At 66.1% G+C, this 13,038-nt stretch carries 13 protein-coding genes; 9 read left to right on the top strand and 4 right to left on the bottom strand.

What is annotated here, in order from left to right; translation table 11 throughout:
• Window positions 1–54: 54 nt before the first annotated feature.
• Window positions 55–1,650, bottom strand: coding sequence for an isocitrate lyase (locus ACNI3R_RS10035; RefSeq protein ID WP_426182754.1), 1,596 nt, complete (start codon window positions 1,648–1,650; stop codon window positions 55–57).
• Window positions 1,651–1,904: 254 nt separating this feature from the next.
• On the opposite strand from ACNI3R_RS10035, the gene ACNI3R_RS10030 reads away from it, so the two are divergent.
• From ACNI3R_RS10030 to ACNI3R_RS10005, 6 genes are all read left to right on the top strand, one after another.
• Entirely contained in the window at window positions 1,905–3,548 is a 1,644-nt protein-coding gene (locus tag ACNI3R_RS10030) for a putative bifunctional diguanylate cyclase/phosphodiesterase (protein ID WP_426182752.1), read from the top strand.
• A gap of 64 nt (window positions 3,549–3,612) precedes the next feature.
• Window positions 3,613–4,428 carry a diaminopimelate epimerase gene (gene dapF / locus ACNI3R_RS10025; RefSeq protein ID WP_426182749.1) on the top strand — a complete coding sequence of 272 codons (816 nt, stop codon included), beginning with the start codon at window positions 3,613–3,615 and terminating at the stop codon, window positions 4,426–4,428.
• On the top strand, window positions 4,428–5,675 hold the full coding sequence (gene mtaB, locus ACNI3R_RS10020; RefSeq protein WP_426182746.1) for a tRNA (N(6)-L-threonylcarbamoyladenosine(37)-C(2))-methylthiotransferase MtaB: 1,248 nt from the start codon (window positions 4,428–4,430) through the stop codon (window positions 5,673–5,675). Before dapF ends, mtaB begins: the two co-directional genes overlap by 1 nt.
• The gene (gene ftsY, locus ACNI3R_RS10015) at window positions 5,672–6,607 is read left to right on the top strand and encodes a signal recognition particle-docking protein FtsY (protein WP_426182743.1); all 936 of its coding nucleotides are present in this window, start codon (window positions 5,672–5,674) and stop codon (window positions 6,605–6,607) included. Before mtaB ends, ftsY begins: the two co-directional genes overlap by 4 nt.
• Window positions 6,604–7,218: a septation protein A gene (locus ACNI3R_RS10010; RefSeq protein WP_426182740.1), complete on the top strand. Its 615-nt coding sequence runs from the start codon at window positions 6,604–6,606 to the stop codon at window positions 7,216–7,218. Before ftsY ends, ACNI3R_RS10010 begins: the two co-directional genes overlap by 4 nt.
• A gap of 108 nt (window positions 7,219–7,326) precedes the next feature.
• Window positions 7,327–8,634 carry a methyl-accepting chemotaxis protein gene (locus ACNI3R_RS10005; RefSeq protein ID WP_426182738.1) on the top strand — a complete coding sequence of 436 codons (1,308 nt, stop codon included), beginning with the start codon at window positions 7,327–7,329 and terminating at the stop codon, window positions 8,632–8,634.
• A 46-nt stretch (window positions 8,635–8,680) separates the two neighbouring features.
• Here ACNI3R_RS10005 and ACNI3R_RS10000 read toward each other — a convergent pair whose 3' ends face one another.
• Window positions 8,681–9,310 carry a superoxide dismutase gene (locus ACNI3R_RS10000; protein ID WP_426182735.1) on the bottom strand — a complete coding sequence of 210 codons (630 nt, stop codon included), beginning with the start codon at window positions 9,308–9,310 and terminating at the stop codon, window positions 8,681–8,683.
• A gap of 236 nt (window positions 9,311–9,546) precedes the next feature.
• On the opposite strand from ACNI3R_RS10000, the gene ACNI3R_RS09995 reads away from it, so the two are divergent.
• On the top strand, window positions 9,547–10,113 hold the full coding sequence (locus tag ACNI3R_RS09995) for a urate hydroxylase PuuD (RefSeq protein ID WP_426182732.1): 567 nt from the start codon (window positions 9,547–9,549) through the stop codon (window positions 10,111–10,113).
• 57 nt (window positions 10,114–10,170) lie between these two features.
• Here ACNI3R_RS09995 and ACNI3R_RS09990 read toward each other — a convergent pair whose 3' ends face one another.
• Both ACNI3R_RS09990 and pspF read right to left on the bottom strand, forming a co-directional pair.
• A complete protein-coding gene (locus ACNI3R_RS09990) occupies window positions 10,171–10,911 on the bottom strand; it encodes a glycosyltransferase family 25 protein (RefSeq protein WP_426182729.1) in 741 nt (246 codons plus the stop codon).
• Complete coding sequence (gene pspF / locus ACNI3R_RS09985) at window positions 10,908–11,966, bottom strand: phage shock protein operon transcriptional activator (RefSeq protein WP_426182727.1); 1,059 nt, start codon at window positions 11,964–11,966, stop codon at window positions 10,908–10,910. The genes ACNI3R_RS09990 and pspF overlap by 4 nt, the downstream gene beginning before the upstream one ends.
• A gap of 170 nt (window positions 11,967–12,136) precedes the next feature.
• Between pspF and ACNI3R_RS09980 the strand changes: the two genes are divergently transcribed.
• Both ACNI3R_RS09980 and pspA read left to right on the top strand, forming a co-directional pair.
• Entirely contained in the window at window positions 12,137–12,283 is a 147-nt protein-coding gene (locus ACNI3R_RS09980) for a hypothetical protein (RefSeq protein ID WP_426182724.1), read from the top strand.
• 82 nt (window positions 12,284–12,365) lie between these two features.
• A complete protein-coding gene (gene pspA / locus ACNI3R_RS09975; RefSeq protein WP_426182722.1) occupies window positions 12,366–13,037 on the top strand; it encodes a phage shock protein PspA in 672 nt (223 codons plus the stop codon).
• Window position 13,038: the final 1 nt, after the last annotated feature.

The following is a 13,038-nucleotide window of genomic DNA, read 5'->3' as shown; positions in this document are numbered from 1 at the left end:
CCGCCGCTTGCGCGACGGGTCCTCCCGAGCCTCTCCGATGTCTATGCCGTCCACTTATGCTGCGAACTGGTTCATCGTGTTGTGAACGCCGCCGGCCTTGAGGGCCGCTTCGCCGGCGAAATATTCCTTATGGTCGTCGCCGATGTCCGAGCCCGACATGTTCTGGTGCTTCACGCAGGCGATGCCCTGGCGGATCTCCTGACGCTGCACGTTGAGCACATAGCCGAGCATGCCGGCGTCGCCGAAATATTCCTTGGCGAGGTTGTCGGTCGACAGCGCCGCGGTGTGATAGGTCGGCAGGGTGATCAGGTGGTGGAAGATGCCCGCCCGCTTCGCTGCGTCGCGCTGGAAGGTGCGGATCTTCTCGTCGGCTTCACTGGCGAGGTCCGACCCGTCATAGTCGACGCTCATCAGACGGTTGCGGTCATAGGCCGAGACGTCCTTGCCCTCCTGCTGCCAGCGGTCGAACACCTGCTGACGGAAGTTCAGCGTCCAGTTGAACGAGGGCGAGTTGTTGTAGACCAGCTTGGCGTTCGGAATGACCTCGCGGATGCGGTCGACCATGCCGGCGATCTGCTCGATATGCGGCTTCTCGGTCTCGATCCACAGCAGGTCCGCGCCGTTCTGCAGCGACGTGATGCAGTCGAGGACGCAGCGGTCGGCGCCGGTGCCCTCGCGGAACTGGAACAGGTTGGAGCGCAGGCGCTTCGGGCGCATCAGCTTGCCGTTGCGGTTGATCACGACGTCGCCGTTGATGGTGGAGATGTCGGTGATCTCCTCGCAGTCGAGGAAGCTGTTATACTGATCGCCGATGTCGCCCGGCTCGGCCGAGTAAGCAATCTGCTTGGTGAGGCCCGCGCCGAGCGAGTCGGTGCGTGCGACGATGATGCCGTCGGTGATGCCCAGTTCGAGGAAGGCGTAGCGGCAGGCGCGGATCTTCGCGAGGAAGTCCTCGTGCGGCACGGTGACCTTGCCGTCCTGGTGGCCGCACTGCTTCTCGTCGGACACCTGATTCTCGATCTGGAGCGCGCAGGCGCCGGCCTCGATCATCTTCTTGGCAAGCAGATAGGTCGCCTCGGCATTGCCGAAGCCGGCGTCGATGTCGGCGATGATCGGCACGACGTGCGTCTGATAATTGTCGATCGCGTGGATCAGGCGCTGTTCCTCGACCTGGTTGCCGGTCTCGCGCGCCTTGTCGAGCTCGCGGAACATCAGGCTGAGCTCGCGCGCATCAGCCTGGCGCAGGAAGGTGTAGAGTTCCTCGATCAGCGCCGGAACGCTGGTCTTCTCATGCATCGACTGGTCGGGCAGCGGACCGAAGTCGGAGCGGAGCGCGGCGACCATCCAGCCCGACAGATACAAATAGCGGCGCTTGGTGGTGCCGAAATGCTTCTTGATCGAGATCAGCTTCTGCTGACCGATGAAGCCGTGCCAGCAGCCCAGCGACTGGGTGTAGTTGGCAGGGTCGGCGTCATAGGCCGCCATGTCCTCGCGCATGATCTTCGCGGTGTAGCGGGCGATGTCGAGGCCGGTCTGGAAGCGGTTCTGCAGGCGCATCCGGGCGACCGCCTCGGCGCCGATCCCGGCCCAGGGCGAACCCTTCTGGCGGATCAGCTGTTCGGCCTGTGCGATTTCGTCCTGGTAGCTCATGATTTGTGTCCTGCTGTACAAGTTATGCCGCCACTGACGCCCAAAAGCTCGAAAAGTCAGTAGGTGGCATGTGCAAAAGCGGGTCGAGCAGTGGGGTGCGGGCCGCTGATCAATGAAAATATGTAAGAAGTTTACAGACTGCCAGGGCGCGGACAAGTCGGTCACGATCGAAAAGGCGCTGTCCGGACTCCGCGTTAAAGGCTTGGCAACCAGCCGCTCCTAGAGTCGGACGATCGATTTGGCCGGAGACAGACATGCACGACAGGATGCTGGGGGAGGGCCCGTCCGCGCGCCCCGTCCGCGACCGTCGTGATCTGCTCGCGGCGGGCGTCACCATCGCTGCCGTCCTGCTGGTGATCGTCTCGGCGCTCAGTGTGGTCGGCACGCTGGTGCGTGCGCAGGGGGCCTCGCTCTCGGTCGGCGACAACCTCACCATTTCGGTCCTGCTGCTCAACCTCGCTTTGATGCTGCTGGGGTGGCGGCGCTACCGGGCCCTCAAATATGAGGTCGAACTTCGTCGCGCTGCCGAGGCGCGCGCCAGCGAGCTGGCGACCTGCGACCCGCTCACGGGCATGCTCAACCGGCGTGCGCTGGCGGAGGCGGGCGCCCGGATGATCGATCATGTCCTGCCGCGCAACGGATCGCTCGCGATGCTCATGATCGACCTCGACCATTTCAAGTCGGTCAACGACATGCACGGCCATCTGGCCGGTGACCAGTTGCTGCGTGCCGCCTCCCAAGCGATCGTGGCACCGCTCCCCGCCAATGCGCTTGCCGCCCGCCTCGGCGGCGACGAGTTCGCCTGTGCCTTTCCGATCAATCCCGACGAGCCCTCGGCTGTAGAAGGTGTAGCCGACGCGATCCTGGCGCGGATGAAGGAGCCCTTCTCGATCGGCGGGGTACAGGCGCGGATCGGCGCTTCGGTCGGCATCGCCCGCACCGAGCCGGGATGCCGCACGATCGACACGCTGATGCGCCGCTCGGATATCGCTCTCTATGCCGCCAAGCGCGCCGGGCGGAACCAGCGCGCCTGGTTCGACTCCAGCATGGAACGCGAGCTGGAGCTGCGCAACGAGATCGAACTGGGCCTGCGCGCTGGGATTCCGAGCGGGCAGATCGTTCCCTGGTTCGAGCCGCAGATCGATCTGGCGACCGGCGCCATTCGCGGTTTCGAGGTGCTGGCACGCTGGGAGCATCCCGACCATGGCGTGATCGAGCCGGTGGTGTTCATCCCCGTAGCCGACGAATCGGGGCTGATCGGCGAATTGTCGATGTCGGTGATGCGCGCGGCGATCGCCGAGGCGCGGCAATGGGATCCGGCGCTGATCCTCGCGGTCAACATCAGCCCGACGCAGATGCGCGACCCCTGGCTCGCGCAGAAGATCGTCAAGCTGCTGACCGAGCTCAACTTTCCCGCCGAGCGGCTCGAGATCGAGATCACCGAAGCTGCACTGCTCGAAAATCAGGGCTTCGCTCTGGCGATCATTGCCAGCCTCAAGAACCAGGGCATCCGTGTCGCGCTCGACGATTTCGGCACAGGCTATTCCAGCCTGACCCATTTGCGCGCGATGCCGCTCGACCGGGTGAAGATCGACCGGAGCTTCGTCCTGCGCATGGTCGAGGATGCCGATGCCGCCGCGCTCGTCCGCATGATCATGTCTCTGGCCGAAGGGTTGAACATCGAGGTGATCGCCGAAGGCGTCGAAAATGCCGAGATCGCGGCCCTGCTCGGCGAGATCGGCAATGTCACCGTGCAGGGCTGGCATTTCGGCCGCGCGGCGCCGGCGCGCAACACGCGCGGCCTGCTCGCCGGGCGGGGGCAGCTGATCGCCGCCAGCCCCAGCGCGGTGGCGGGCGGTGTCGTCGCGATGCGTCAGGGACGCAAGAAGCGCGCCTGATCCCGCCGCAAGGAGGGGCCCGCCTGTGGACTTCGTCGCGCTGAAACCCTAAGCCGCGCGGGCCATGAAGCTTCGCTTTCACAAGATGCACGGTCTGGGCAACGACTTCGTCGTGATCGACGCGCGTGACGGCGCGGTCGAACTCGCGTCCGCCCGCGTCCGGGCGATCGCCGATCGCAAGACCGGGGTCGGCTGCGACCAGCTGATCCTGCTCCAGCCGTCGGATGTCGCCGATGCCAGGATGCGCATCTTCAACGCCGATGGCAGCGAGGTCGAAGCCTGCGGCAACGCGACCCGCTGCGTCGTCAGCCTGCTGGGCGGAACGGCGCGGCTGGAAACGCTCGGCGGAATGCTCGAAGGCCGGGCCGAGGGCGATGCCGTCGCAGTCGACCTGGTCGAGCCAAGCTTCGACTGGGACGCGATCCCGCTGGCCTATGCGATGGACACGCGGGCGATGCCGGTCGGCTGGGAAATGCTGGAGGCGCCGGCTGCGGTCAATGTCGGCAATCCGCATGTGATCTTCTTCGTGGGTGAGACCGATGCGGTGCCGCTCGAGCGGCTCGGCCCGCTGATCGAGACCGACCCGCTGTTTCCGGCGAAGATCAACGTCAACGTCGCGACCGTCGACAGCCGCTCCGATATCCGGCTGCGCGTGTGGGAGCGCGGCGTCGGGCTGACCGATGCCTGCGGAACGGGTGCCTGCGCGACGGCGGTCGCGGCGATCCGCGCGGGCCTCGTCGACTCGCCGGTGCGCGTGACGCTGCCCGGTGGACCGCTGACGATCGACTGGGCGCCGGGCCGCCCGGTGCGCATGACCGGTCCCGCCACCCATGTCTTTACCGGCGAGCTCGATCTCGGGGCGGATATGGGAGCGCTCTGATGAGCGGCCCCGAGCTGATCACCCTGGGCTGTCGGCTCAACATCGCCGAGAGCGAGGCCATGCGCGCCGCAGCGGCGGACGATAACGGCCTGATCATCGTCAACAGCTGCGCCGTCACCAACGAGGCCGTCACCCGCACCCGGCAGGCGATCCGCCGCGCCGCGCGCCGCCGCCCGGATGCGCGGATCGTGGTCACCGGCTGCGCTGCGCAGATCGACCCCGCGGCCTTCGCCGCCATGCCAGAGGTCGCCCGCGTGATCGGCAATGCGGAAAAGGCGCGGCCCGACCTGCTCGCCTTCGAACGCGGACCGGTGGCGGACATCCACGTCTCCGACATCATGGAACTGCGCGAGACCGCCGGGCATATGGCCTCGGCCTTTGCCGGCCATGCGCGTGCCTTCGTCGAGGTGCAAAATGGCTGCGATCATCGCTGCACCTTCTGCGCCATCCCCCAGGGTCGAGGGAACAGCCGCTCGGTCCCCGCCGGACGCGTGATCGACCGCATCCACGCGCTGGTCGACCAGGGCCATGAAGAGGTCGTGCTGACGGGCGTCGATCTCACCAGCTATGGTCCCGACCTTCCAGGCAGCCCTACGCTGGGGCAGCTGGTCGAGCGTATCCTGACCCATATACCCGCCCTGCGCCGGCTGCGCCTGTCCTCGCTCGATTCGGTCGAGATCGACGACCGTCTGTTCGCGCTGCTGACCGGCGAAGCGCGGATCATGCCGCATCTGCATCTGTCGTTGCAGGCTGGCGACGACATGATCCTCAAGCGGATGAAGCGCCGCCATGACCGCGCGCATGCCGTTGCGATGGTGCAGCGGCTCAAGGCCGCCCGGCCCGAGATCGCGATCGGCGCCGACCTGATCGCCGGCTTTCCGACCGAGGACGAGGCGATGGCGGCGAACAGCGCCGCGCTGATCGACGATTGCGACATCGTCTTCGCACATGTCTTTCCCTATTCGCCGCGTGCCGGCACGCCCGCCGCGCGGATGCCGCAACTGCCGCCCTCCGTCATCCGTGCCCGGGCCGAGGCCTTGCGCGCGCGGGGCGATGCGCGCCGCAAGGCGTGGCTCGCCGGGCTGGTCGGCAGCCGGCAGAGCCTGCTGGTCGAGCGCGGCGGGGTCGGCCATGCACCCAATTTCGCCCGCGTGCGGATCGAAGGCACCATCCCGCGCGTAGGCAGCATCGCCGAGGCAACCATCACCGGCCATGACGAGCATGGCCTAACAGGCAGGATCGAATGAGCGAATTGCGCTGGCACGAAAAGCTTTTCGGGGGGTTCAGGAAAACCTCCGATCGGCTGGGCGAGAATCTGACCGGCCTGTTCGGCAAGGCCGCGCTCGACGACGCCACGCTCGACGAGATCGAGGAGGCGCTGATCGCCTCCGACCTCGGGCCGGCGACATCGCGCCGGATTCGCGAGCGCCTCGCCGGAGAAATGTTCGACAAGGGCCTCGACGAACGCCGCCTGCGCGAAATCGTCGCACAGGAAATCGAAAAGGTCCTCGCTCCTGCCGCCAAGCCGCTCGAAATCGAGGCCTTCCCGCGTCCGCAGGTCATCCTCGTGATCGGCGTCAATGGGTCGGGCAAGACGACCACGATCGCCAAGCTGGCGCATTGGCTGCAGGAACAGGATTATGCGGTGATGCTGGTCGCCGGCGACACCTTCCGGGCTGCCGCGATCGGACAGCTCAAGGTGTGGGCCGACCGGATCGGCGTGCCGATCATCAGCGGCCAGGAAGGCGGCGACGCGGCCAGCCTCGTCTTCGAGGGCGTGAAGCAGGGGACCGAGAAGGGCATCGACGTGCTGATCGTCGACACTGCCGGTCGCCTGCAGAACAAGACCGGCCTGATGGACGAGCTCGGCAAGATCCGGCGCGTGCTGGGCCGGCTCAACCCCGCCGCGCCGCATGACGTGCTGCTCGTGCTCGACGCGACGACCGGGCAGAATGCGTTGAGCCAGATCGAGATCTTCAAGGAAACCGCCGGAGTGACCGGTCTGGTGATGACCAAGCTTGACGGAACGGCGCGCGGCGGCGTGCTGGTCGCGGCCGCCGAACGCTATGGCCTGCCGGTCCATGCGATCGGCCTTGGCGAGTCGATCGACGACCTCAAGCCCTTCGACCCTGCAGAGGTAGCACGCGCGATCGCGGGCCTCGAGAGGATAGCCAAATGAGCGCGTCGACACCTGCGCCCGACCGCGAGGCCGGTTCGGGACTCAAGCTGCTGATCGATCTGGGTCCGCTGGTCGTCTATCTGGCGGCTTGGTGGCTGACCAAGGACGTCGTTCGGGCGACCGCGATCTTCATGGGGGCGACCTTCGTCGCCATCGCTGCGTCGTGGATACGGACGCGGCGCATCTCGCCGATGCTGCTCTTCTCGGGTGTGATGGTCGCCGTCTTCGGCGGCCTGACCGTGTGGCTGCACGACGCCACTTTCATCAAGATGAAGCCGACCGTCTATTATCTGATGGTCGCCGGCATTCTCGGCTTCGGCCTCTACACCGACCGGCCTACGCTGAAGCTCGTCCTTGGCCAGGCTTATCCCGGCCTCACCGACCTCGGCTGGACCAAGCTCACCCGCAACTGGGCGATCTTCTTCGTGGCCATGGCGGTCGCGAACGAGGCGGTGTGGCGCTCGACCAGCATGGAATTCTGGCTCGGCTATAAATTGTGGGGTGCGCTCCCCGCGACGATCCTGTTCGCCATCGCGAATGTGCCGATGCTGATGCGGCACGGGCTGAACAGCGAGACGGCCGAGGATGCTGCGCTGCCCCCGCAGGGCTGAAACCTTTCGCTAAGCCTCTGTATTTCATGTAAGTTTCATCAAACTGTAACGCTGGGCTTACCTTCCGTTTACCAGCGCCGCTTAGGACTTTGGGCGGAGGAGGCGTCGATGAGCTTCGATATGGCGATCATGCCCGCAAGGGTGGATGAGCGTCTGCGCCCGGCGATGATCACCCGATCGGTCGGGGCAGAGTCCGGAGTCCGTGACGTGATCGCCTGTTTTCGCGACTGTCCGGAACTGGAGGCGCTTCCCGTCGTCGACGGAGACGGTCGTCCGCTCGGTGCCGTGCTCGAGCGCGACGTCCGCCGCCTTCTGCTCAACCCGTTCGGCCATGCGCTGCTGTGCAACCACAGCCTCTATCGTCGCCTCGACGGTTTCGTCAGCGCCGTGCCGGTGGCCGAGGCCGACGCGCCCCTCGGCGAACTTTTCGCGCTCGTCTCGTCGGGGGAGGGGCATGACGCCATTCTCCTTACGCGCGAGGGCCGTTTCGTCGGGGCTGTCAGTGGTCGGACCTTGTTGCGGCTTGCCGCCGATCGCGAGGCGGAACTGGGCCGACGTCGCGCGGCGCGGTTGCGCCGCATCGCCGAGGCGTCGAGCGCGATGCGCGCGGAGGCGGCGGCCTTGTCGGGCGACATGATGGAGGTCTCTTCGGCGCTCGAGGAAAGCGCAGGCCGCATGGGCGCCCGGGCTCGCGATGTCGGCGCCAAGGGCCTTTCGGTCATGACCGCTGCCGCGCAGGCGGCCGACAATGTCGGTGCCGTTGCCGAACAGGGCCGGGAGCTGGTGGCATCGCTCGGCCAGCTGAGCAGCGAGGTTGCCGCCGCTCGCTCGTCGACACTGCACGTTGCCGGAATGATCGAGGAGGGCGGGCGCCGCGCCCGGCAGCTGGGTGAAACGACCGATGAGATCGGGGCGGTCGTGGAAACGATCGACGCCGTTGCCCGGCGGATCAATCTGCTCGCGCTGAACGCCACGATCGAGGCGGCGCGCGCGGGCGAAGCCGGGCGGGGCTTTGCGATCGTCGCTTCCGAGGTGAAAGCGCTCGCCCGCCAGACACGCGATTCAGTCGGCTTGATCGCCGCGCGGATCGACAGCGTGCGCAGCGGTGTTGGCAGCGTCGCGGCCGGGCAGGCCGGTATCGAGGCCGCCATCGCCGCGCTCGACGATCTGTCGGCCACGGTCGATGCGGCTGTGGAGCGCAATCGCAAGGTGGGAGAAGCGGTCAGCGCCAATGTCCGCGACGCCGCCGGGGCGAATGAGCACATCCGGACCCAGGCGTCGGAGATCAGCGGCAGTGCCGCGGATGCGGCGTCAGGCGCCGAGCAGATTTCCGGGATAGCCCGCTCATTGACCGATGGCGCAGCGCGGCTGCGACAGAGGCTGGGACGCTTTCTGGACGAGATCGAAGAGGCTTAGCGCCCCCTCCGGCGAGGGGGCGCTTGCCGATGTCAGCCAGCCACTTTCAGGCGGCGGGAAGGTCTGCAGCCGCGACCGCATCGCCTTCAACATTGCGCGAGACGAAGTCCCAGTTCACGACCTTGCCGAGCACGGATTCGGCGAACTTCGGCCGGGCGTTGCGATAGTCGATATAATAGGCATGTTCCCACACATCGAGGGTCAGAAGCGGCTTGAGATCGCTTTGGCTGAGCGGCGTCTCGCCATCGTGGAGCGAGGTGATGACCAGCTTGTCGCCCGCGAGCGCAAGCCAGGCCCAGCCGCTGCCGAAATGGCCGACCGCTTCGGCGGACAGCTTCTTCACCAGTTCCTCCTGGCTGCCGAAGCTCGCCTCGATCATTTTCGCCAGCTTGTCCGACGGCTTTGTCGACCCCTCCGGGGCGAGGCACTGCCAGAAGAAATTATGGTTCCAGATCTGGCCCGCGTTGTTCGACAGCGGCTTGTCGCCCATGTCCTTGGCCAGCTTGACGATCTCGACCAGCGACTTGCCCTTCAGCCCCTTCTCGTCGAGCCAGCCATTGACCTTGTCGACATAGGCCTGATGGTGCTTGCCATGGTGATAGTCGAAGCTCTCCGCCGACAGGACCGGCTCCAGCGCCGCACGGTCGAAGGGAAGGGTGGGAAGCGAGAACGCCATTGGAAACTCCATGAGCCTGTGGATGGAAAAATACGGCTCCTCAACGATTTGGAGGGCGGGAAGGTCCACCGAAAAGCGACCTGTCGTGGCGTTCCGGCGACGCGGCATCGCTCCCGCCGCCGAACGGCATCGCGCGTTCATCATAATGTGTGACAAAAGCGGAACGAATTTCTAAACTGCGCCGGGAAAGCGATCCGCGTTGCCAAGGGTGCGGACGCAAGATGCAGGGGAATTCCATGGATAAATTTTTCGCCAATCTGCACCTGGTGCTGGCCGTCGGCCTGGCCGCCGCGATCGCGCTGATCGCCTATGCACATCCGGACCCGTCGATGCTTGCCAACTATGTGCTCCGCTGGCTGCACGTGTTCTTCGGTATCGTCTGGATCGGCCTTCTCTATTATTTCAACTTCGTCCAGATTCCGACCATGCCGTCGGTGCCGGCCGAGCTGAAGCCGGGCGTTACCAAATATATCGCTCCCAAGGCGCTGTTCTTCTTCCGCTATGGCGCGCTGCTGACCGTCGTCACCGGCCTGTCGGTGGCGCATGTGACCGGCTATCTGGTTGCCGCGCTGACCTTCGCGCCCGACTATCGCCTGATCGGGATCGGCATGTGGCTGGCGCTGATCATGGCGTTCAACGTGTGGTTCCTGATCTGGCCGGCGCAGAAGAAGGCGCTGGGCATCGTCGAGGCCGACGCCGACACCAAGGCGGCCGCTGCCAAGACCGCGATGATCTTCTCGCGCACCAACACGCTGCTTTCGATCCCGATGCTCTATTCGATGACCAACGCCAATTTCGGCTGAGAAGCATCGACTCCACGGATGAACGGGCCGGGGGAGCAATCCTCCGGCCCTTTTGTTTCAGCGGCGCCTTTGCCAGGCGCGCCGCGCGCCGCGCGCGATCCTTCGCAGCGGTCCGGGCAGCCGATCGAGCGGCCCGGTCGCCGAAATATCGGTGCGCGACGGGCGCTGATAGGCGATCGGCGGAATGGCGAGATGGGTCGGGCAATCCTGCCTTGCGCGCCGAAACCAGTTATAGGCGCCATCGACGTCCATCGGGCCACCATCCGGGCTGCCGGCGGGGCGTGCCAGCATTGCGTCGAGATAGCCGGGCAGCGCTGCGATCGCAGCCGGGCCGAACCCCAGGCAATGGGCAAGCCGGATATTCAGCGCAGGGGGGACCCGCATGAGGCCGGAGCCGGTCAGATCGAGGCCCGCATCGCCTTCGGGCAATTCATGGCCGCCATAGAAGAGGCCGAGCCCCTCGGCATCGAGCCGGTCGAGCAGCTCCGGCAGGCGGCCCGGCGCGCTCGCCACGAAGTCGCAATCGTCCTCCAGCATCAGGATCGATCGCATCCCCTCGCTGCGCGCTTCGGTCAGTACGCCAAGCTGGCTCAGAAAGGCGCCGTGCGCACCGACGCTGCGAAAGGGGCCGGCGGATTCGGGCCGGATCGCATCGAACAGCCGCACATGGGGATGGTCGAAGCCGAGACCGAGCCGCGCGAGTTCGCCCGCCATCTCCTGCCTGCGGTCGTCCCGGGCCGCGAGATTGATCACATAGAGCCGATCGAAGGTCGCGAAGAGGCGATCGGCCAGGCTCATCCCTGCCGGTCGAGCAGATCGTGACGGCGCAGCGCATGGCGCAGCTGGTCGTAGCTGAGCTTCAGCGCGAGCGCGGTGGCGCGCTGGTTGAAGCGGCAGCGGCGCAGCGCATCCTCCAAGAGCATCTTCTCATAGGTCAGGACCGCCGTCCGGAAGTCCTCGCAGCTGCTCGCTGGCGCTGAGACCGCAGCCTGCGCCGCGGGTGAACCGGCCCTTTCGGGGGATGCTGCGGCCGCCGTCGGGCTCGCTCCGACGGGCGCGGCCGATGCCGTTGCCGGACGCCAGGGGCTCTCGAACGGATCGAACTGGATATCGTCGATCGGCCGCTCCGGATCGTCCCAGCGATAGACGGCGCGCTCGACCACGTTGCGCAGCTCGCGGACATTGCCGGGCCAGGGATGGTCGACCAGCGTTGTGGTGGCCCCCGCCGAAAAGCCGGGCCAATGCGGCCAGCCCAGTTCCGAAGCCATGCGCCGGCCAAAATGATCGACGAGGACCGGCACGTCGCCGTCGCGGGCGCGCAGTGGCGGCAGGGTGATGACCTCGAACGACAGCCGATCGAGCAGATCGGCGCGGAAGCGCCCACGCTCGACGAGGTTCGGCAGATGCTCGTTCGTCGCGGCGACGATGCGGACGTCGACCCGAACCGGCCGCGACGCACCAATCCGCGTGACCTCGCCATATTCCACCGCGCGCAACAGCCGCTCCTGCGCGCCCATCGACAGCGTCGCCAGTTCGTCGAGGAAGAGCGTCCCGCCATGCGCTTCTTCGAAACGCCCCGCGCGTGCCTTTGTTGCGCCGGTAAAGGCGCCGGCTTCATGACCGAACAGCTCGGCCTCGATCAGCGTCTCCGGCAGGGCGGCGCAGTTCAGCGTGACGAGCGGGCCATCCCAGCGCTGCGACAGGCGATGGAGGCGCTCGGCGACCAGCTCCTTGCCGGTGCCCCGTTCGCCGATGACGAGCACCGGACGGTTGAGCGCGGCGGCGCGGCTGGCCCGCTCGACCGAGTCGAGAAAGGCCAGCGACTGGCCGATGAACTGGGCTTCGCGCTGCATGCCACAGGATTGGCGTAAAATCCCAAGACTTGGCAATAGCGAAATGTGCCAACCTCCTCTCGGCCTCCACTATTACTTTGTAAATATGGGATTTTTGGAATTGGCACGGCTTCTGCATTGCATCAGCCATACCGGCACTGCCGGAACCGGAACGACAGGGAAACAGGATAATGTTCGGTTTCGACACCATCGACCTCCAGCGCATCACGGTCTCGGCCGTGGGCGCCGTGCTTCTCTCGCTGATCTGTATCCTGGGGGCGGTTGCCCCTGCGCAGATCGGCCCCGCCGCCTTCCAGCAGGAGGGTACCCTCCGTTAACGCATGGCGTCCGCCGCCGGACGGGTTAGACTGCCGGCGGTCCCGCCAAGCCAGTATCGAGCGTAATCAAGGAGCCTGACAGATGGGGATTTTCTCCCGCACCCGCGACATCATCGCCGCCAACGTCACCGACCTTCTCGACAAGGCCGAAGACCCGGCGAAGATGATCCGCATGATTATCCTCGAAATGGAGGAGACTCTCGTCGAGGTGCGCGCCTCCGCCGCGCGGACGATCGCCGACCAGAAGGAACTGCGTCGCCAGATCGCCAAGCTCGAGACCGTCCAGGCCAACTGGCTGGAAAAGGCCGAACTGGCGCTGTCCAAGGACCGCGAGGACCTGGCCAAGGCCGCGCTGGTCGAAAAGCAGAAGGCCGCCGATCTCGCCGGCCAGCTGCACGAAGAGATCGACCTGCTCGATGAGTCGCTGAAGGCGTCCGAAGCCGACATCGCCAAGCTGCAGGGCAAGCTGCGCGAGGCGCGGGCGCGCCAGAACAGCATCGTCACCCGACTCGAATCGGCGAACAACCGTGCTCGCATGCGGGAAATGTATGCCGGTCCGAAGATCGACGAAGCTTTCTCGCGCTTCGAACTGCTCGAACGCCGCGTCGATTATGCCGAGGGTCGCGCCGAAGCGGCGGGCATGGGCGCCGCACCCAAGTCGCTCGAGGAGGAGATCGCCGAACTGCGCTCGTCCGACAAGGTCGACGCCGAACTGGCCGCGCTGAAGGCCAAGGCGCAGAGCAAGGGGGCCTGAG

The organism is Rhizorhabdus antheiae, from assembly GCF_049889055.1.
Lineage (GTDB): Bacteria > Pseudomonadota > Alphaproteobacteria > Sphingomonadales > Sphingomonadaceae > Rhizorhabdus.
Note: the sequence above shows the minus strand (reverse complement) of the source record. Positions and strands in the feature narration are given on the sequence as shown.